The following is a 19,676-nucleotide window of genomic DNA, read 5'->3' on the forward strand; positions in this document are numbered from 1 at the left end:
TGCAGGAAATCACTCGGCGCCTAGGATCTGCTCGTGCCCCACGTCGACAAGCGCACCCCGCGCACCCGCGCCGCCCACCTCGGGCCTGAGCGCCGTCGGCCGTCGGTGCTCGACGCGGCGCGGGCGATCGCGGTGGATCAGGGCATCGGCGCCGTGACGATCGGCGCGGTGGCCAAGGAGATGGGCGTGACCCGCCCTGTCGTCTACAGCTGTTTCAGCGACCGCGTCGAGATGGTCGAGGCGCTGCTGGAACGCGAGAGCTCCGCGCTGCTGTGGTCGGTGATCTCGGCGCTGCGCAGCTCCGGCGTGGCCGAAGATCCCGAGAAGGCCTTCGTCGACGGCTTCCGCGCGCTGCTGGTCGGCGCGGCCGAGCACCCCGAGGCCTGGATGCTGCTGCTGTCCGGCGAGCCCGACCCGGCCCTGTCCGCCCGCTTCCGCGAAGCCCGCGCCCACGTCCGCGAGCAGTCGACGGCCTGGATCGGGCCGGCCATGGAGCGGTGGTGGCAGACCCCCGACCTCGAGCGCAAGCTGCCCGTGCTCATCGAGCTGTTCATGTCGTCGTGCGAGTCCGCGGTGCGCAGCCTGCTCGACGACGACAACGACTGGGCACCCGACGACCTCGGCGAGCTGGTCGGCAAGGCGGTCCACCGCGCCCTCCGCGACGCCTGACTGCGACCCCACTGGGATATAGAACACGTTCTCATTCGGCGCCCACGCCGCTAGATTCACTGGGATGTCGAGCCTCTCCCTGTCGTCGTTCTCCTTCGAGGACATCCCGACGAGCGACGTCGATGCTGCCGAGGCGCTCTACGGCGGACTCGCGCAGGACGTCCGCGACCTCAACGACGTGTCGATCCGCACCCGCGTCGACGCCGACGACGTCGCCCGAGCCCGCGCGCTGGTCCAGGAGGCCACTGCCCTGCTCGCCGCCGATGCGCTGGAGGGGCCGGCCGGCATCCACTTCAACGCCGAGGGCCGGTCCTGGAACTGGGGCAACGCGGTGGTCGGCGTCCGCAACGCGGTGGCCCCACCCGTCGAGCTGGAGTGGGCAGACGACGGCACGGTCGGCTCGACATTGACTCTCGGGGTCCCCTACGAGGGTCCCCCGGGCAGCGTGCACGGCGGGGTGTCTGCGATGGTCCTCGACCACCTGATGGGCGAGACCGCCAGCGAGCGGCACACCCGGGTCGTCGTGACCGGCACTCTCACGCTCCGCTACGTGCAGCCGCTCCCGCTCGGCCCGATCAAGATGGCCGCGAAGATCACCGAGCAGTCCGGGCGCAAGGTCACCGTGACGGCCTGGATCGCCGCCGACGTCGAGGGAGCGACCCCCTCGGTCGAGGCCAGCGGCCTGTTCATCACGCCGCGCTGGGCGCAGGAGCCCGACACCCCGAGCGGGATCGGCTCGCTCGACTAGACGCCCAGCTCCGCGAGCCGGTCGGCGACCTGGGCGCGGGTCGCCACCTCGAGCTTGCGCAGCAGGTTCTCGACGTGGGACTCGACGGTCCGCACCGAGATGACCAGGTGCTCGGCGATGGCCTTGTTGGTCGCTCCCGAAGCAACCAGCCGGGCGATCTCCCGCTCGCGCTTCGTCAACGTGGTCGCCACCGCGCTGACGGCGGGTTGCGCGACTCGGCGTCCCAGGGCGATGTCGACGACCTCGGCCTGCGGCAGCGACCTCCCGAGCCCGACGAGGTCGTCGAAGTCGGCGCCGGACAGCAGCGCCCGGGTGTCGGCGACCCCGGCCTCGCGCCGCCGCGCAATGTAGGGCATCGCGGCGATGCTCATGCCGATCGCGTCCCAGATCGACTCCGCCATGCCGAGCAGGATCGCCGCGTCGCGACCTCGCCGCTGGGCGGCGGCTGCCCAGGCGAGCACCTCGGTCGCGAGCCCGATGCCGAGCTGGTCCTGGAAGTCCGCCTTGGCCTCGAGCGCCGACCGCTCCAGCCGGATCGCCTCCTCGACGTCACCCGCGAGCAGGGCGTCGAGGCCCAAGCCCCACGCCGAGTAGCTGCTGAGCCAGCGCTCGCCCCGCGGCTCGGTGAGGTCGAGGCAGCCGCGGTAGTTGACCGCCGACTCCTCGGGCTGGTCCGCCCAGCCCAGGACCATCCCGCGCAGGAAGTGCAGGTTGGCCTCGAGCCCGATCTGGCCACCGATCCGGTGGAGCAGCTCGATGCCCTCGGCGCCGAGCCGGGCACCGGCCTCGACGTCGTTCTGCCAGGTGCGGACCACACAGCCGGCGTAGAGCATGAGGGCGCGCACCAGGTCGTCGCCGGACTCCTCGGCGAGCGCCTCGAGCTCGTCGAAGAGCGTGGCTGCAGCTGGCAGGTCGTTGACGAGGTTGGCGATGAAGCACGCGATCCGCAACGCCGACGCCCGCTCGAGGTCGGTGCCGGTCTCGTGGGCGAGGGCGAGCTTGAGCCAGTGCAGCGCCTCCCCACCACCGCCGGTCGAGGCGAAGAAGTGCTCGCACACCGCCGCCATCCGCATTGCGCACGGCGCCTCGTCGGCGCTGGACACCGAGTAGTCGAACGCGAGCCGAAGGTTGGCGCGCTCCGGTCGCCACCGGTCCATCCACGACTTCTGCCGCGGCCCGCACCAGTCGCGCTCGAAGAGCTCGGCGAGGTCCAGGTAGTAGTCACGGTGCCGCCGACGCCAGACCTCGCGCTCGCCGGCCTCGTCGAGCCGGTCGTGGCCGTACTGCCGGATGATCTCGAGCATCCGGTAGCGGCCCGTCGGGTCATGCGCGTCCCGTGCGAGCACGGACTTGTCCACCAGGCCGGCGATCGCGCCGGCAACGTCGCCGGCGGCGAGACCACTGCCGCTGCAGGCGCCCTCGGCACCCTCGATCGTGAAGCCGCCGGCGAAGGTCGAGGCCCGGATCCACAGGAGCCGCTCCTGCTCGCTGCACAGGTCATAGCTCCACTGGAGGCACGCGTCCACGGACTGCTGCCGCGGCAGGCTCCCCCGCACCGTGCCGCCGCGGACGACCCGGTCGGTCACCCGCGCCAGGATGACGTCGGGCGCGAAGACGCCGACCTGCGTGGCCAGCAGCTCGACGGCCAACGGCACCGCGTCGACCGCGGCGCAGAGCTGGTCGACGATGTCCTCGTCGACCGCCGACCACTCCGGCAGTGCCGCCGTCGCCCGGTCGACGAAGAGCTCACGGGCATCGGCCCCGGTCATCGGAGGCACCGGGTAGACCCGCTCGCCGCGCACGCGGAGCGGCTGCCGGCTGGACGTGAGCACGCGCAACCGTCCGCACCGCTGCAGGAGCGCGGTCACCAGCTCGGCGCACCCGTCGACCAGGTGCTCGCAGTTGTCCAGGTAGAGGAGGGCGTCCCGGTCGCCGATGTGATCGGCGAGCGCCTCGACACTGACCTGGTCAGAGGCCGCGGGCAGTCCCATCGCCTCGGCGATCGCACTGCCGAGGACGGAGGCGTCGGCGAGCTCGGCGAGGTCGACGCTCCACACCGGCTGCTCGGAACCCTCGCTGAGCTGGTCGCACAAGCGGTAGCCGAGCCGGGTCTTGCCGATGCCGCCGGGTCCGAGGAGCGTCACGAGCCGATGGCTGGCGACCTGCTCCTGCAGCAACGCCGACTCCGCGACCCTGCCGAGGAAGGGCGCCAAGAACACCGAGCCGACGGTCACGGCCTGAGCCTAGTGATCGGAGTGGGGGCGAGCCCCGAAAGTCCGTAGCCGATCTCCGTACCGGTACGGATCCGCCCCGACCGGCCGCAGCGGCACGCTTGCCCGATGGACCGGACTTCCTGGCCGCTGACCAGCCACGAGCTCGACGCGTTCCCGCTGTGGCAGGCGGAGGTTGCCTCCGGGACTACGGTGAGTTCGTTCCGCGAGTGGTACGACGATCGGTACCAACGTTGATGGACCTGGGGGGGATCCTGATGAACTTCACGACAACGACGACGCGCCGCCGGGCACGGGCCGCTGCGCTCGGCCTGCTGGCCACCATCCTCGCCGCACCGGCGGCGGTCATCGCCGCACCGGCCTCGACCGCAGCACCGGCAGCGCCCGCTGGGGCCAGCTCGGTGGTCGGTGAGGTCACCCAGACCATGACGTACGGCGGTCGCACGATCACCGTCCGGATGCAGCCCTTCGCGCTGCGCGGCCCCGACTTCGAGGTGCTGCTCCAGCAGGCCGACGGCAGCCTGGTGCCGCAGTCGGTCGGCGCCGAGCGCGGCTACCTCGGCTCGGTCGACGGCGACCCGACCGCGGTCAGCACCGCGATCCGGCGCTCCGACGGCGTGCTCGAGGGCACCGTCACCTTCGACCGCGGCGCGACCTGGTTCTTCCGTGACGGCGACGTCTACTACACCCGCGGTCTCACCCAGCCGACCACCTTCAAGTGGCCGAGCTCGACCACGGAGTCCCGCAACGTCAGCACTGGCGCAGGCCAGGCCGGCACGACCACCTACCGCTGGGACATCGGCTACGACCTGTCCTACGACTGGTTCACCGACCCGACGGTCGGCAGCTCGGTCGACGTCGCCCTCGACGCGGTGGAGGCCGAGGTCGCCGAGATGGCCGGCCTCTACATCCAGGACGCGATGCTCCGGCCGGCGCTGGGCCGGGTCATCATCCGCGCCGACGCGACGGCCAACCCCTATGCCGACGGGACCGACCTGCTCGGCAAGGTCTCCGACGAGTGGGCCGACAACCAGGCCGACTCGAACTCCGACGTGGTCATGCTGCGCAGCACGCCCGACAGCGGTGGCGGCGTCGCCTGGATCGGCACCGCTGGGTCCGACTGGACCGGCGCCTCGGTGCTCGGTAGCTACGCCGACCCGGTCGTGACGCGCCACGAGGTGGGTCACAACTGGAGCGGCCGCGACAACCACACCAACGGCCCCGAGGGCCCGACGGTGATGTCGGGCAACCAGTTCAACCGCTTCGACGGCACCGAGCTGTCGGCGATCTTCCGCCACCGCGACTACCAGCAGACCCACCAGGCCACCCCGCCGTTCACGCCACTGGGCACCTTCGACGTACCCGTGCCGCCGTACGCCGCACTCGACCTCGTCGACAACGTCGACGCGCGGGTGTCGCGGCGCTTCCGCCCGCTGGCCAACGACCACGACGCCAACGGCGACAAGCTCACCGTGCTGTCCGTGGAGCCGACCAGCCACCTCGGCGGCAAGGTCTCGGTCTTCAACAACGCGATCACCTACACCGGGCCCCACGTGGCCGCGGCCGACACGATCGACTGGGTGAAGTACGTCGTCCGCGACGCGACCGGCAAGACGGCCACGGGCGTGGCGATCTTCCGGGTCGACCCCTACGTCGCTCCGCCTGCGGCCTCGACCTGGGCCGACGTGCCGGTCTTCGCCAACACGAAGTACGAGCTCACCAATCGGCAGTCCGACTACCTGGCAGCAGTGAAGGCGGAGAGCCCGGCGACCCCGGGCCTGGTCCAGCGGCCGACCCACAACAACTTCTCGAAGTTCCGCTTCACCCCGACCGGCACCGGCACCAGCTACTACGTGAAGAACGCCGGCACCGGCAACTGCGTGGGCACCGACGGCGCCCTGGTCGTCCAGCAGGCGTGTGACAGCTCGGTGGGCCAGCGCTGGCGCGTGGCCCAGCACCCCAAGGGCGGCGCCGCGTTGGTCAACGTCGGCTCGGGCCAGTGCCTGACGCCGAAGGACGACAACATGACCATCGGCGCGGTGCTGGCGCAGGCGACGTGCAGCCTCAAGCTCAACCACGCCTGGGACGTCGCGGTGCCGGCGGTCTCCACCTGGCCCGCCGCCGCGCCGGCCGACCCGACCAAGCAGTACCAGCTGCGCAACGGCCTCTCCGGTCTCTTCGCCGGCCTCCCGGCCGGATCCGGCGGCTACGAGGAGCTGGTCCAGCGCGCCAAGGGCATCGGCGCGCGGTTCAGCTTCACCGCCAACGGCGACGGCACCTGGGCGATCCGTGAGGTGAGCACCAACCAGTGCGTCGACGGCTACGGCTCGAGCGACGCCGGCACGTGGAGCTGCCACAGCGGCGACAACCAGAAGTGGAAGGTGCTCCAGCACCCCGCCGGTGGCGTCGCCCTCGTCAACGTCGACACGGGCACCTGCCTCGCCCCCGCCGGTGACGCGACCACGGCCGGGACCCTGCTGGTGCGGCGCACCTGCGACGGCAGCCCCGCCGTCCAGTGGTCACCGTCGGTCGTCACGCCGTAACCCCTGATCACCGGGTCCCGGACGTCCACCCCACTGGTCCGGGCCCCGGTCCCTACTCCGCCGAGCTGCCTCAGCTGAGCGGCCGCCGCCGTGCGATGCCGTCGTCGATCATCTGCTGGAAGTGGTCGCCGATGGTGTCCTCGGCCTTGCGGTAGGCCAGGCCGAGCTCGCTGCGGCTGCGTGAGTTGTCGAACTCCAGCGGCCAGCCGACGTTCTTGTCCACGAACTCGCGCGTGTAGCCGGCCACCGGTGCGACCAGCTTGAACGCCGCCTTCGGCACCTTGTTGTAGGGGAACGGGTAGGTCCGCCCGAACCGCTTGCGCAGGATCTTGCCGATCTGGAGCATCGTGATCGACCGCGCGTTGGTGATGTAGCGGCCGTGCGCGTCGGGGGTGAAGCCGGCCGAGATGTGCGCGCGGGCCACGTCGCGTACGTCGACCATCCCCATCGCCAGGTCGGGTGCACCGCCGGCCAGGGTGAAGTCGGTGAACGCCCTCATCGTGGTCATCGACCCCGACTTGCTCGCGGTCGTCAGCGACGGGCCGAGCACCAGGCCCGGGTGGATCGTGACCATGTCCCAGCGGTTCTGCTCGCCGCAGATCTCCCAGGCCGCCTTCTCCGCGACGGTCTTGGAGTAGGGGTAGGGCTGGTGGTCGGCGCTGCTGGTGGTGTTCCAGTCGTCCTCGGTGAACGCGCCGCGGCCCTTCATGTCGACGTTGTCGCCGTGGATCGCGACCACGCTGCTGGTGAGCACCACGCGCTTGACGGACGGCGTCGCGTTGACACTGGCCAGCACGTTGCGGGTGCCCTCGAGCGCCGGCCGTACGAGCTGGCGCTCGGGGTCGCGGACCTTGCCGAGCAGGAACGGCGACGCCGTGTGGATGACCAGCTCGCAGCCCGCCATCGCCTCGTCGTAGCTGCCCAGGTCGAGCAGGTCGGCCTTGTGCAGCGTCAGCCGGCCGGGGTGGGCCTCGGCGAGTGCTGTGAGGTGCTCGAGGCCGGACGTCTTGTCCGGGTTGCGCACGGTGCCGCGCACGGTGCGGCCGTCCTCGAGCAGGTAGCGGACGATCCAGCTGGCGACGTAACCGGTGGCTCCGGTCACCAGGACCGGGGCGTCGAGGTCGATGGTGGTCATCTGCGGAGCATAGGGCGGCCGGCTACGCGTGGGCGGCCGCGACGAGGTCCGGACGGGCCTCGGCCAGCAGCGCCTCGCGGTCCTCCGCGAGCACGAACCCCGCCGCGATGGCGGCATCGGTCGCGGCGGCGTACTGCTCGAGGTAGTCCTCCACCGACGCATACCGCTCGCGCAGCACCTCGCCCGGCAGGTCCCGCGTCGACCCGAACAAGCTGCACAGCACCGAGATCCCCGGCGCCGCCAGTCCGCTCAGCACCTGCGTCGGCACCTCCACGCACGGCGTCCGCACCCCACCCCGCACGTTCCCCACCTGATCCCTCGCGAAGTGTCGCTCTTGCGCTGACGAAGTGTCGAGGTTGGTTGCTCGAGGTGTCGATGTTGCGTCGCCTGTCGCGAGCGCGCGGAGGGCGGCGCGGAGCACGTAGGCCTGCTGGCCCCGGTTGACCGGCTCCGGGCAGCCGAGCAGCGACTCGAACTCGCCGATCTGCCAGAGGTCGGCGTGGGCGGTGCCGGCGATCTCCCAGGTACGACGACGCGGCCCGTCCGGCTGCCGGGCGTCGATGAACCCGAAGCGCGGTGACAGCACGTCGGTCTCGGTCTGTACGACGATCAGGTCGGCGTCGAGGTCGTCGCCGAAGGTGGCGGCGTCTCCCTGGCGGGCGACCTCCAGGTCGGCCGGTTGCCCGGGGAGCCCGAGCCCCAGTTCGTAGCGACCGCGGCTGTGGATCAGGTAGCCGTCGAAGAGGCCGGCCAGGGGCGCGATCCGGGTGACGTACGTCGTCAACGCGAACGCCGACTGCGACTCACCGACCGCGATCCTCCGGATCACGCTGAGGTCACCGAGCGGCCCGCCGGGTTCGGTCAGCGCGGCGGCGATCCGCGTGAACATGTCATAGGCGTAGGCATCGCCCGGGTGGTCGAGGACGCCGTAGCGGCTCGGGTCCGTGCCCCGCAATCCGAGCGACGGATCGCCGCCGACCGAGGGCGGGCCGCCAACGGCGCCGACCTGTTGGGCAGAGACCCCGACCCACGCGTGACCCTGCCGCACGATCTCCTCGGCGAGGTAGGTGTAGTCGGGCGCGGCGTCGCTGCCGCTGCTGACGTTGAGCCACTCGACAACCACGACCCCGCTGGCCGCTGCCGGTTCGACCGGCGCCCGCACGAGGATCCGGGTGGTGAACGGCGCCGGGTCTCCGGTGACCACCGCCGTGGCGCCCGCAGCAGACTCGAAGCGATCGGCGACGCCGCTGACGACGTACTCCTGCTCGGCGAAGCCGACCGCGGCGAGCTCGGGCCCGGGGTTGACGGCGGCGAGCACCGGCGCGCCGGCAGGAAGGAGGGTGAAGGTCGGCGCGGTCACCGGGACATCATCTCCGTAGCGAAGTTCCGTAGTCCTACGGATCCACGCCCGGAGCGCCGGTCGCATCCTGGTTGACGGAGCATGGACGGCCCTGTCGACCGGGGGGCCTCAGGGCCGTCCAACTCTGTTCAGGCCACGCGACGGGAGGAGCAGGCGTGCACGAGGCGATCTCGATGCTCGTGGACTCCCGCACCCTCGAGGAGCTCGTCGACTACCGCCTCATCGTCGAGCCACGGCTCGCGGGACGTGCGGCGCTGCGCCGCAGCGACAGCGCCCTGAGCCGGATGGAGCAGGTCGGCGACGTCGACTTCCACGTCCTCATCGCACGCGAGGCCGGCAACCTGCTGATCGAGGACAACCTGTCCACCACGCTCTCGGCGATGGGGCGGCTGTCCTGCTGCCAGCACGGTGGCTACGGCGACCCCAGCGCCGAGGAGCACCGTGCCGTGGTCACCGCGATCCGCTTCCGCGACGCCCAGGCAGCCTCCACGGCGATGGCAACGCACCTGAGCAACGTGCTCCTGCGCGCGACTCACTAGGAGCCGTGACGGCTCAGACGAAAGGCCTCCGACTTGCGGAAGTGGAGGGACTTTCGTGAACCTGCTTCACGCAATCCCCTCCGGTCTAGGAGCCGAAGCCTCGTCGCCTCAGGCATCGTGACCGGGGCACCACTGCTCGGCGGACACCTGCGCAGCCACCTCGTCGACGTGGTCGCCGCAGCCGGCCCAGGTCGTCTTGCCGCAGGTGCGGCAGGGCGTCGCGTAACACATGGTGGATCCTCTCTTCGGCTTCAGGACGGAGTATCACCCGCGTCAAGGGCATCCGCGAACTCGCAGAACGACTCATACGCGCGAGCGCCGTGGATGGTCGCCGGACCGCCGTGCATGAGGAAGGTGACGCCGATCGCCTCCGCTGCCTCCTGCCGGGTGGCACCCGCGCGCACAGCAGCCTGCGCGTGGGATGCGACGCAACCGTCGCACCCCTCGACCACGCCGATCGCCAACGCGATCAGCTCCTTGGTCCGCCGGTCGAGCGCGCCATCGGCGAAGGCGGCCCGGCTCAGCTCACCGAAGCCTTGATAGACCTCGGGGATCGCCCGCCGCAGCTCGCGGTGCTGCGGGGTGAGCTCGCGCAGGACCTGGCGTCCGTAGGCGCTGCCTTCGTGGATGGTGGTCATCGTGATGCCTTTCATGTGGTTCATGAGTGGGAGAAGGAGAGGTCGGGGAGCACCCGACGCAGCCATCGCGGCGAGGCCCAGGCAGCGCGCCCGGCGATCCTCAGCAGCACCGGCAGCAGCACCAGGCGCACGACGAAGGCGTCGAGCAAGACCGCGATCCCGAGGATGAAGCCCATCTCCTTGGGCGGGAGCGGGCCAGATAGGGCGAAGGTGAGGAACACCGCGACCATCACGCCACCGGCGGCGAAGATGACCCGACCAGAGTGCGCGACCGCGCCGACCATCGCCTCCTTGGGATCGCCGGACCGCTCCCAGTGCTCCTTGGCCGAGGCCAGGAGGAAGACCGTGTAATCCATCGCGATCGCGAAGATCATCGCGAAGAAGAACGGCGGGGCCCACGCGTCGAGGAACCCCTGCGACTCGAAGCCGAGCAGCCCGGCGCCGTGACCATTCTGGAAGACCAGGCGGGCGACGCCGAATGCAGCGGCCGTCGACAGCAGGCTGGCCAGCGTGCCGAGCAGCGCAATCAGCGGGGCCTGGAGAGCGATCAGCAGGAGCAGGAAGCCGAGGGCGAGCACGACCCCGATCACCAGCGGTGTCGACCGGTCGAGCTGCGACTTGAGATCGCTGTTCTCGACCGCCGCTCCACCAACCAGAGCATCCCGTGGCAGGTCGGCGCGCAGGCGGTCGACGGTGTCGACCAGCGCCGGGTCGGAGGGGTCGACGCTCGGCACGGCCTGCACCATCACGAGGTCGCTGCCGTCGGCGGCCGGCGTCGCCGGCAGTACGGCGGCGATCCCCTCGTCCGCCTGCAACACCGCGGTCGCAGCAGCCGCGTCCTCAGCCGGGACGACCACCTGGAGAATGCCGGGCGCCCCCGGCCCGAAGGCGCGCTGCACCTCGGCGTAGCCGATCCGTGCGGTCGCGTCGTCGGGCAGCACCTTGATCGAGGGCATCGCGGTCTTCAGACCGATGACGGGTGCGGCGAGGGCGACGAGCACCAGCAGCGAACCGACACCCCAGACCACCGGGCGGTTCCACAGCCGCTCCCCCCACGCAGCGAAGGCCGGGCTGCGGTGCTCGCCCTGGCGCACCCACGGGAGCGACAGCCGGTTGATTCGGTCGTCGAGCGAGGCGAGCACGACGGGCAGCAGGGTGAGCGTCGCGGCCAGCACGAAGACGACCGAGATCATGATCCCGCCCGCGACCGACCGGAAGGCCGGCGACGGGACGAGCAGCACCGCTGACAACGAGACGAGCACGGTCGCGCCGGAGAGCAGCACCGCTTTGCCGGCGGTGTCCATCGTCTGCTCGATCGCCTGGTGGACCGACACCTGCTCGCCCATCCGAGCGGCACGGAACCGCGCGACGAGGAAGAGCGCGTAGTCGATGCCGAGCGCGAGGGAGAACATCATCGCGAAGTTCATGGCCCAGATGGAGACGGGCGTGACCTCGTTGAGGAGGACCAGCGAACCGGCGGTCGCGACGAGCCCGGCGATGGTGAGCATCAGCGGCAGACCGGCTGCGACGAGCGCCCCGAAGGCGAGCACCAGGATCACCAGGGTGACCGGCCAGGAGAACATCTCCGAGGTCATCATCGCCTCGAGGTTGGCCTCGTTGAAGTCCGACCACATCAGCGACGAACCGGTCGGGTTGACCTGGACCGCGTCGGTCGAGAGCGCTTCGAGGTCTCCCTTGACCTCGGTCGCCACGCGCACCATCTCGTTGGCGTCGACGCCGGCTCCGGCGAGTACGACGGCCGTCCGACCGTCCGCCGACAGGCTCACGCCCGGGATCGGCGCGATGACCTCGGCCAGCCGGGGTTCCTGCTCGAGCAGGCCGACGACCCGGTCGATCACGGCAGGCCCGTCGCCCTCGTCGAGCGGTGCGTCCGTGCTGTGCACGACCACCTGGATCGCGTGGCTCGCGTTGCCGCCGAAGTGGTCCTGCGCGAGCTCGCGCACGGCCACCGACTCCGACCCGTTGTCCTGCCAGCCGGCGCCGGAGAGGTTCTTCTCGACGGCCGGCGCGAAGGCACCCAGGCCGACGACGAGCAGCACCCACACGCCCACCACCACGCGGCGGTGGTCGGCCGCCCATGTCCCGAGCCTTCCCAGTGCCCCGGCTCCTGCGCTCGGGGCGCCCGCTTCGGAGCGGGTCTCGCGATCGATCTGCGTCATCGTCGTACTCCTTTCGTATCCCCCCGGGGGGATACGACGAACAACGTTAGCACATCCCCCCGGGGGGATGTAGAATCGAAGATGTGAAGCTCGACCCCGAAGACATCAAGCCCGTCATCACCCGCCTCAAGCGCGCCAACGGACACCTCGCCTCGGTGATCCGGATGCTCGAGGAGGGCGCCGACTGCGAGGACGCGATGATGCAGATCGCCGCCGTCAACAAGGCCGTCAGCCGCGGCGGCTACGCCCTGGTCGCGACCGGGCTCCAGCAGTGCCTCGTCGAGGGCTCCCTCGACAGCGTCGATGCCAAGAAGCTGGAGAAGGTCTTCCTCTCCCTCGCCTGACCGGTATCAGGACGGCCCTACGGAGATCTGTAGGTAGTGACCTGCGTAGTTCTCCCGTGTCGGACACCTGACTCCCGCGCCTTCACTGGACGCAGCCCCCACCGGCTCCCGACAGAAGGGCGAGGTCAGCGATGAGCACCCAGACGACCCAGATCGGCCACACCGGCCAGATCGAGGCACTGAACGCACACTTCCTGCGCGACGCGTTCGGGCGCCCCCTGACCGACGGCACCTGCGTGGTCGACCCGGACGGGCAGGTCGGCTACGTGCGGTTCGAGCACGGCAACCGGCGCGGCCCCGACTCGGGCTACTGGGACGGCTGGTTCACCGTGGCGCCGACGCGCGACGCCCACCCGCTGCGCGGCAAGCTCGTGACCGGGTCGATGGTCTCCGTGATCGGTGTGGCGTCATGAGCGGCGCGGCTGCCGACTACGTCCGGTTCGTCGCCCTCGGCGACTCGGCCTCCTGCGGTGTTGGTGACCCGACGCCCGAGGGCTGGCGCGGGTGGGCGCAGATCCTCGCCGACGCGATCGGTGAGGAGCACCACGTCTCCTTCTGCAAGCTCGCCGTGCCGGGCGCGGTCGTCGACGACGTACGACGGCAGCAGCTCGACGACGCCCTGGACCACCGCCCCGTGGTGGCGTCCCTGATCGTCGGTGTCAACGACGTGCTGCGGTCGTCGTGGGACCCCGAGCAGGTGCGCGCCGACCTGCTCCACTGCGCGCGCGAGCTGGCCCGCTCCGGCGCGCTGATCGTGACGGTCCGCTTCCACGACCACACCCGGGTGCTCGGCATCCCCCGCCCGTTGGCCAACCCGCTGCGCCGCCGGATCGACGCACTCAACGCGATCTACGACGAGGTCCACGAGGAGTACGGCACCCTCCAGGTCGACCTCGGCGCCGAGCCGGCGGTCTACGACCGCGACTTCTGGGCCTTCGACCGGCTGCACCCCTCCGAGCAGGGCCACCGTTGGCTGGCCCGTCGGATCGGCGAGCTCCTCGGCGCCGAAGGACTGACCTTCCCGCTGCCGTCGCTGGCGTGCACCGGCACCCGCGAGACCCTGCGCGAGCACGCGCACACGCTCGTCGCCGAGGTCGCGCCGTGGCTCGGCCGCCGCGCCGGGGACGTCGCACGGTCCGCCGGCCGCGGCGCTGCGCGCCGCCTCTTCAGCGGAACCGCGGGTGCGCCCGTCCTGCAATGAGCGGCAGATCGAGGTAGCTCAGGTGGCCCGGCCGGGCCTCGCAGACGTAGGGCACCGAGCTCACCACGTGGTTGGCTGTGGCGACGATGCCCGGGTTGCGGATCCACCCCTCCTCCGGGGTCGGCGGCTGGAAGCCGCGGATCGTCGTGAACGTGCTCGGGTCGCCGGTGATCTCGACCTCGTAGCGCTCACCCTCGGCCCCGAACTCCCACGCCGGGTCGAGGTGCTCCTCCCCCATCAGCCAGTTGACCGCGAGCCGGGCGACCACCTCCCCGTCGATGACGGCCTCCCACGCGAAGCGCTGGGCAGCGACCTGGCCCGGCTCGATGATCCCGATCGGCGTGTCGAGCGGTTCGGTCGCGACGGCGACCGCCTGGTCGGTGCGCACCTCGGCCGCCGGGAAGCCCAGGCCGTCGAGCAGCATCCGGATCGACTGGGTGAAGCCGCCGGTCAGCAGCCCGATCATCGGACCGCTCATCGCGGCCTCGGGCGTGCCGCCGAAGAGCATGATGTGGCGCACCACGTCGGGGGCGTTGTAGGTGCGGATGTCGCTGAACTCCTCGACCCGCACGTGCGTCACCTTCGCCGTCAGCGACGACAGGACGAGCGGCACCAGCTCGGTGATCCCGCCAGGATCGATGCCGGTCCCGTGCAGCGTCACGCCCGCCTCCTCGGCCGCGCGTGACATCCGGTCCTCGCCCGGCATCGGGTAGAACCAACCGACCGGCGTGACGACGTTCTTGCCCGACCGCAGCAGCGCCTCGACCTCGGCCGGGTCGGGGAGGAGCGGGGCGTAGAGCACACAGTCGGCGTCGAGGGCGAGGATCGCGTCCTTGTCGTCGGTCGCGGTCACGCCGATGGGATCCGTGCCGATGAGCTCGCCGACGTCGCGCCCCGCCTTGTCGGCCGAGTGGACCCAGCAACCGACCAGCTCGAGCTCCGGGTGCGCGAGGACGCCCTCGATGGCCGCCTTGCCGACACCTCCGGTGGCCCACTGGACGACGCGGTACGGCGGACGTTGGCTCTCGGTCATCCGCCGAGGCTAGAACAGGTTCTAGGTGGCCGTCACCCGGTTGCCGTGGCCGCCTCCACCAACGCACGGAACAGGCCGGCGTCGGCTGCCATCTCGGGGTGCCACTGGACCGCGACGCAGAGCCGCTCGCCGTCCGCCTCCATCGCCTCGAGCAGGCCATCGCCGGACCAGGCGACCGCCGTGAATCCCGGGTGGTCACGGACCGACTGGTGGTGGTGGCACTGCACAGTGAGCGACGGACCGACCAATGCGGCGAGCCGGCTTCCCTCGGCCGTCGCCACCTCGGTCGCACCGAACACCCCGGGCTGCGGGTTGTGCCGGTCGTGCCCGACCAGGTCGGGCACGTGCTGGTCCAACCGGCCTCCGGCGTGGACCGCCATGACCTGCATCCCGCGGCACACCCCGAGGACCGGCAAGCCCGCCGCGTCCGCAGCATCGAGCAACGCGAGCTCCCAGGCGTCCCGGTCCTCGCGCCAGCTCACGGTGCGCTCGTGCGGATCGTCGCCGTACTGCTGCGGTCCGACGTCGGCGCCGCCGCTGATCAGCAGGCCGTCGAGCCGGGCGACGGCGGCGGTCGCCGCTTCGTCGTACGGCGTCGTCGGCGGCAGCAGCACCGGCACGCCGCCAGCGTCCTCGACCGCCCGGGCATACGCCGTGGGCAGCAGGTCGGCAGGCTGGTCCCACACCCCCCAACGCGCCTGCTCGCGGTAGGTGGTGAGACCGATGAGCGGACGGGTCACGCGCGCCCCCTCACAGCGGGGTGACGTAGGCGCCCGAGATGCCGCCATCGACCAGGAACGTCGACGCGGTGATGAAGGACGACTCGTCCGACGCGAGGAAGAGCACCGCGTTGGCCATCTCCTCAGGCTCACCGAACCGGCCCATCGGGACGTGCACGAGCCGGCGCGCGGCGCGCTCCTCGTCCTTGGCGAAGAGCTCCTGCAGCAGGGGCGTGTTGACCGGCCCCGGGCAGAGCGCGTTGACCCGGACGCCCTCCCGCGCGAACTGCACGCCGAGCTCCCGGCTCATCGAGAGCACGCCACCCTTGGAGGCGGAGTAGGAGATCTGCGACGTGGCCGCGCCCATGATCGCGACGAAGGACGCCGTGTTGATGATCGATCCCTTGCCCTGCTCCAACATGTAGGGCAGCGCTGCCTTGCAGCACAGGTAGACCGAGGTCAGGTTGACCTCCTGCACCCGGCGCCACGCGTCGAGCTCGGTGTCGAGGATCGAGTCGTCGTCGGGCGGCGAGATGCCGGCGTTGTTGAACGCGATGTCGACCGAGCCGTAGGTGTCCTTGGCGGTCTTGAAGAGCGCGTCGACCTCCTCCTTGCTGGTCACGTCGACATGGGCGTAGGTCACGCCGAGCTCGTCGACCAGCGCGGCGCCGCGAGCATCATCGACGTCGCCGATGACGACCTTCGCGCCCTCCTCGAGGAAGCGCCGTACGGTCGCGAGCCCGATGCCGGAGCATCCTCCGGTGATGACGGCGACCTTGCCGTCCAGACGTCCTGCCATGGTGATTCCCCCTCAGTCCTGAGCGATGAAGACGTTCTTCTCCTCGGTGAACGCATCAGGTGCGTCCGGACCGAGCTCCCGGCCGAGACCGGACTGCTTGTAGCCACCGAACGGCGTCCAGTAGCGCACCGACGAGTGCGAGTTGACGCTGAGGTTGCCCGCCTCGACCGCCCGCGCGACGCGCAGCGCACGGCCGACGTCGCGGGTGAAGATCGAGCCGGACAGGCCGTACTCGGTATCGTTGGCGAGCCGGATCGCGTCGGCCTCGTCGTCGAAGGGCATGACCGCCACGACCGGGCCGAAGACCTCCTCGCGCCAGATCGGCGCCTGGGTGTCGTCGGTGAGCACAACGGTCGGCGGCAGCCAGAACCCGTCGGACTCCGGCACCGGCCCGGTGAACGCCGGCTCGACCCCCTCGAGGTAGCGCGCCACCGCGTCCCGCTGCCCGGCGGAGACGAGCGGCCCCATCTCGCTGGCCTCGTCACCGGGGTCGATGACCTTCACGCCGCGCACGGCGGTCTCGAGCCCGCCGAGGAACTCGTCGTAGACCGCGCGCTGCACGAGGATCCGCGAGCGAGCGCAGCAGTCCTGGCCGGCGTTGTCGAAGACGGCGTACGGCGCCGTGGCCGCTGCCTTCGCGACGTCGGCGTCGGCGAAGACGATGTTGGCGCTCTTGCCGCCGAGCTCCAGGGTCACCTTCTTCACCTGGTCGGCGCAGCCGGCCATGATCCGCTTGCCGACCTCGGTGGACCCGGTGAAGCAGACCTTGCGCACCAGCGGGTGCGTCACGAACCGCTCGCCGACGACCGACCCCTTGCCGGGGATCACGGTCAGCACCCCCTCGGGGAGCCCGGCCTCGATGGCCAGCTCGCCCAGGCGGATCGCGGTCAGCGGAGTCAGCTCGGCGGGCTTCAGCACGACGGTGTTGCCTGCGGCCAGCGCCGGCGCGAAGCCCCAGCCCGCGATGGGCATCGGGAAGTTCCAGGGGACGATGACGCCGACGACGCCCAGCGGTTCACGGAAGGTGATGTCGACGCCGCCCGGCACCGGGATCTGCCGGCCGAACAGCCGCTCCGGCGCCGCGGAGTAGTAGTTCAGGACGTCACAGACGTTGCCCGCCTCCCACCGCGCGTTGCCGATGGTGTGGCCGGAGTTCTTCACCTCCAGCCGCGCCAGCTCCTCGACGTGCTCGTCGACGACCGCGGCGAAGGACCGCAGCAGCCGGGCCCGCTCACCGGGCGCGACGTCGCGCCACGCCACGAACGCGTCGTGGGCACGCTCGATGGCGGCGTCGGTCTCCTCGACCGTGGCCAGGCCGACCTCGGTCACGACGCTCGCCGTGGCCGGGTTGATGACGGTGTAGCTGTTGACCAGGACCAACGCCCCTACATCCTCTCGAAGCTGCGAACGAGCTCCCAGTCGGTGACGGCTGCACCGAAGGCAGCCAGCTCGACGTCGGCCATGTTCGTGTAGTGGTCGACCACCGCGTCGCCGAGCGCGGCGCGGGCGATCGCCGAGTCGTGGAAGGCGTTGCGCGCCTCCAGGAGGGTGGCCGGCACCTGGGGCCGGCCGGAGGTGTAGGCGTTGCCCTCGAGCGGCGGCTCGAGCGCGAGCCCCTTCTCGATGCCGTGGAGCCCGCCGGCCAGCATGGCGGCCAGCGCGAGGTAGGGGTTGACGTCGCCGCCCGGCACCCGGTTCTCCATCCGAGCCCCAGCGCCGTGGCCGACCAGCCGGACTGCGCAGGTGCGGTTGTCCTCGCCCCAGGCGATCGTGGTCGGGGCGAAGGAGCCAGCCGCGAATCGCTTGTAGGAGTTCACGTTGGGTGCGTAGAGAAGCGTGAAGTCCGGCATCGTCGCGAGCACGCCGGCGACGAACTGGTCGTAGAGCTCGGAGCGCGTCCCCGTCGCGTCGTCCCAGAAGACGATCCTGCCGTCCTGACCGCGCAACGACAGGTGGACGTGGCAGGAGTTGCCCTCGCGCTCGTTGAACTTCGCCATGAAGGTGAGCGACTTGCCGTGGTGGGCGGCGATCTCCTTGGCCACCGTCTTGTAGACGGAATGGTTGTCGGCCGTGACGAGCACGTCGTCGTAGAGGAAACCGATCTCGTGCTGGCCGAAGTTGCACTCGCCCTTGGCGCCTTCGACATTGAGCCCGGCGGCGTACATCGTGTTGCGGATGTCGCGCAGCAACGGCTCGACGCGGGTGGTGCCGAGAATCGAGTAGTCGACGTTGTACTGGTTCGACGGCGTCAGGCCCTGGTAGCGGGCGTCGCGGGCCGCCTCATAGGTGTCCTCGAAGAGGATGAACTCCAGCTCGGTGCCGGACAGCGCCGCGTAGCCCAGCTCCGCGGCCCGCGCGGTCTGGGCCTTGAGTACGGCGCGCGGCGACTGCACCACTGGCGCGTGGTCGGGCCACACCAGATCGCACTGCACCATCGCGGTCGCGGGCAGGTGGGTGAGCAGCCGGATGGTGTCGAGGTCGAGGACGAACTCCATGTCGCCGTACCCCCTGTCCCAGGAGGTGATCGCGTAGCCGGCCACCGTGTTCATGTCGATGTCGACGCCGAGGAGGTAGTTGCAGCCCTCGGTGCCGTGGCCGACCACCACGTCGAGGAAGTAGCGCGCGTGCAGTCGCTTGCCCTGCAGCCGCCCCTGCATGTCGGTGAAGGCGACGACGACGGTGTCGACCTCTCCGGCGTCGATCGCAGCGGTGAGCTGATGGAGCGTACGGTGCCTGTCGTTCCGGGTCATGCCATCCCTCTCTGGTGGATGCTCAACCGAGCAGACCGCGCAGCAGCGCGGCCGTGTCGTCGCAGTGCTGCTCCATCGCCCGGCGGGCCTTCGTCGCGTCGCCGCCCAGGATCGCCTCGACGATCGAGCGGTGCTGGCGACTCGAGTGCTCGATGTTGACCTCGAGCACCGGGATCGCCTGCAACATGTCGTGCAGGCAGCCCTGCACCTCGGTGACCGCCTCGATCGTCATCGGCGAACCGGTGACGCTCGCGATCGCCAGGTGGAGGCGTGAGTCGGCCTGACGGTGCGTCGCGGCGTCCTCGGCGCGGTCAACCTCCTGCAGGCTGGTCGTCAGCAGCATCCGCTCGCTGGCCGACAGGGTGCGCGACGCGGCCACGTAGCAGGCACCCGGCTCGACCACGCGCCGGTAGACCAGTGAGTCGAGCAGCTCGCCCTTGCGCTCCGCGATCCCCGGCGTGCCTCCGCGCGCCGGCGCCGTCGGCTCGTAGGACACCACCGTCCCGCCGCCGCGACCCCGTGTGGTGCGAACCATCCCTGCGGCCCGCAGGCCGGCGATGGCCTCGCGCAGCGTCGCCCGCGAGACCCCCATCCGTTCGGCGAGCTCGCGCTCGGGCGGCAGTGCCGACCCGGACGCGAAGACACCGAGCCGGATGGCGGTCGCGAGCTGCTCGACGCAGCCCTCGAACGCGTGGTGGCCCCGCACGGGTCGCAGGACGACGTCACCGAGATCGTGGGCCGACCTGAGGTTGCGCGCGGAGGTCGGGGAGGGATTCATGGCAGTCAG

The 19,676-nt window shown here is 70.9% G+C and carries 19 protein-coding genes; 7 read left to right on the forward strand and 12 right to left on the reverse strand.

The genetic code is table 11. The annotated features are described in order from the left end of the window. Positions 1-33: 33 nt before the first annotated feature. Together F0U44_RS06050 and F0U44_RS06055 are read left to right on the forward strand one after the other, a co-directional pair. Positions 34-669 (forward strand): TetR/AcrR family transcriptional regulator, encoded by a 636-nt coding sequence (locus tag F0U44_RS06050; RefSeq protein WP_149727290.1) that lies wholly within the window; start codon positions 34-36, stop codon positions 667-669. 64 nt (positions 670-733) lie between these two features. Beyond that, a complete protein-coding gene (locus tag F0U44_RS06055; protein ID WP_149727291.1) occupies positions 734-1,417 on the forward strand; it encodes a PaaI family thioesterase in 684 nt (227 codons plus the stop codon). Here the strand turns inward: F0U44_RS06055 and F0U44_RS06060 are convergent. After that, on the reverse strand, positions 1,414-3,651 hold the full coding sequence (locus tag F0U44_RS06060) for an ATP-binding protein (RefSeq protein WP_149727292.1): 2,238 nt from the start codon (positions 3,649-3,651) through the stop codon (positions 1,414-1,416). The genes F0U44_RS06055 and F0U44_RS06060 overlap by 4 nt on opposite strands. A 254-nt stretch (positions 3,652-3,905) precedes the next feature. Here F0U44_RS06060 and F0U44_RS06065 point away from each other — a divergent pair, with 254 nt between their 5' ends. Beyond that, entirely contained in the window at positions 3,906-6,191 is a 2,286-nt protein-coding gene (locus tag F0U44_RS06065; protein WP_149727293.1) for an RICIN domain-containing protein, read from the forward strand. Between the two features lie 70 nt (positions 6,192-6,261). On the opposite strand, the gene F0U44_RS06070 is transcribed toward F0U44_RS06065, so the two are convergent. Further along, complete coding sequence (locus F0U44_RS06070) at positions 6,262-7,326, reverse strand: SDR family oxidoreductase (protein WP_223163582.1); 1,065 nt, start codon at positions 7,324-7,326, stop codon at positions 6,262-6,264. Between the two features lie 22 nt (positions 7,327-7,348). Continuing rightward, entirely contained in the window at positions 7,349-8,686 is a 1,338-nt protein-coding gene (locus F0U44_RS06075; RefSeq protein ID WP_149727294.1) for an alpha/beta hydrolase domain-containing protein, read from the reverse strand. Positions 8,687-8,841: 155 nt separating this feature from the next. Between F0U44_RS06075 and F0U44_RS06080 the strand changes: the two genes are divergently transcribed. After that, the gene (locus tag F0U44_RS06080; protein ID WP_149727295.1) at positions 8,842-9,225 is read left to right on the forward strand and encodes a FadR/GntR family transcriptional regulator; all 384 of its coding nucleotides are present in this window, start codon (positions 8,842-8,844) and stop codon (positions 9,223-9,225) included. A 108-nt stretch (positions 9,226-9,333) separates the two neighbouring features. Here the strand turns inward: F0U44_RS06080 and F0U44_RS23715 are convergent, their stop codons facing one another. Genes F0U44_RS23715 through F0U44_RS06090 form a run of 3 tightly spaced genes read right to left on the reverse strand, consistent with a single transcriptional unit; the run spans position 9,334 to position 12,043 of the window. Continuing rightward, positions 9,334-9,456 carry a DUF8730 family Cys-rich protein gene (locus F0U44_RS23715; RefSeq protein WP_281292621.1) on the reverse strand — a complete coding sequence of 41 codons (123 nt, stop codon included), beginning with the start codon at positions 9,454-9,456 and terminating at the stop codon, positions 9,334-9,336. 20 nt (positions 9,457-9,476) lie between these two features. Further along, positions 9,477-9,863 carry a carboxymuconolactone decarboxylase family protein gene (locus tag F0U44_RS06085; protein WP_149727296.1) on the reverse strand — a complete coding sequence of 129 codons (387 nt, stop codon included), beginning with the start codon at positions 9,861-9,863 and terminating at the stop codon, positions 9,477-9,479. Between the two features lie 20 nt (positions 9,864-9,883). Next, the gene (locus F0U44_RS06090; protein WP_149727297.1) at positions 9,884-12,043 is read right to left on the reverse strand and encodes an MMPL family transporter; all 2,160 of its coding nucleotides are present in this window, start codon (positions 12,041-12,043) and stop codon (positions 9,884-9,886) included. 83 nt (positions 12,044-12,126) lie between these two features. On the opposite strand from F0U44_RS06090, the gene F0U44_RS06095 reads away from it, so the two are divergent. From F0U44_RS06095 to F0U44_RS06105, 3 genes are all read left to right on the forward strand, one after another. Beyond that, complete coding sequence (locus F0U44_RS06095; protein WP_149727298.1) at positions 12,127-12,387, forward strand: metal-sensitive transcriptional regulator; 261 nt, start codon at positions 12,127-12,129, stop codon at positions 12,385-12,387. Positions 12,388-12,518: 131 nt separating this feature from the next. Further along, positions 12,519-12,800 (forward strand): hypothetical protein, encoded by a 282-nt coding sequence (locus F0U44_RS06100; RefSeq protein WP_149727299.1) that lies wholly within the window; start codon positions 12,519-12,521, stop codon positions 12,798-12,800. Continuing rightward, entirely contained in the window at positions 12,797-13,588 is a 792-nt protein-coding gene (locus F0U44_RS06105; protein ID WP_149727300.1) for an SGNH/GDSL hydrolase family protein, read from the forward strand. Before F0U44_RS06100 ends, F0U44_RS06105 begins: the two co-directional genes overlap by 4 nt. Here the strand turns inward: F0U44_RS06105 and F0U44_RS06110 are convergent. The 6 genes from F0U44_RS06110 to F0U44_RS06135 are packed head-to-tail and all read right to left on the reverse strand — an operon-like array spanning position 13,554 to position 19,667. Beyond that, positions 13,554-14,621 (reverse strand): NAD(P)H-dependent amine dehydrogenase family protein, encoded by a 1,068-nt coding sequence (locus tag F0U44_RS06110; RefSeq protein ID WP_149727301.1) that lies wholly within the window; start codon positions 14,619-14,621, stop codon positions 13,554-13,556. The genes F0U44_RS06105 and F0U44_RS06110 overlap by 35 nt on opposite strands. Before the next feature lie 32 nt (positions 14,622-14,653). Further along, positions 14,654-15,361, reverse strand: a complete 708-nt coding sequence (locus F0U44_RS06115; RefSeq protein WP_149727302.1) for a gamma-glutamyl-gamma-aminobutyrate hydrolase family protein — start codon at positions 15,359-15,361, stop codon at positions 14,654-14,656. Positions 15,362-15,371: 10 nt separating this feature from the next. Next, complete coding sequence (locus F0U44_RS06120; RefSeq protein ID WP_149727303.1) at positions 15,372-16,139, reverse strand: 3-oxoacyl-ACP reductase; 768 nt, start codon at positions 16,137-16,139, stop codon at positions 15,372-15,374. A 12-nt stretch (positions 16,140-16,151) separates the two neighbouring features. After that, complete coding sequence (locus tag F0U44_RS06125; RefSeq protein WP_246160319.1) at positions 16,152-17,519, reverse strand: aldehyde dehydrogenase family protein; 1,368 nt, start codon at positions 17,517-17,519, stop codon at positions 16,152-16,154. A 5-nt stretch (positions 17,520-17,524) separates the two neighbouring features. Continuing rightward, positions 17,525-18,889: a glutamine synthetase family protein gene (locus tag F0U44_RS06130; RefSeq protein ID WP_149727304.1), complete on the reverse strand. Its 1,365-nt coding sequence runs from the start codon at positions 18,887-18,889 to the stop codon at positions 17,525-17,527. Positions 18,890-18,911: 22 nt separating this feature from the next. Next, the gene (locus F0U44_RS06135; RefSeq protein WP_149727305.1) at positions 18,912-19,667 is read right to left on the reverse strand and encodes a FadR/GntR family transcriptional regulator; all 756 of its coding nucleotides are present in this window, start codon (positions 19,665-19,667) and stop codon (positions 18,912-18,914) included. Positions 19,668-19,676 lie beyond the last annotated feature (9 nt).

It is taken from the genome of Nocardioides humilatus, assembly GCF_008373755.1.
GTDB lineage: Bacteria > Actinomycetota > Actinomycetes > Propionibacteriales > Nocardioidaceae > Nocardioides > Nocardioides humilatus.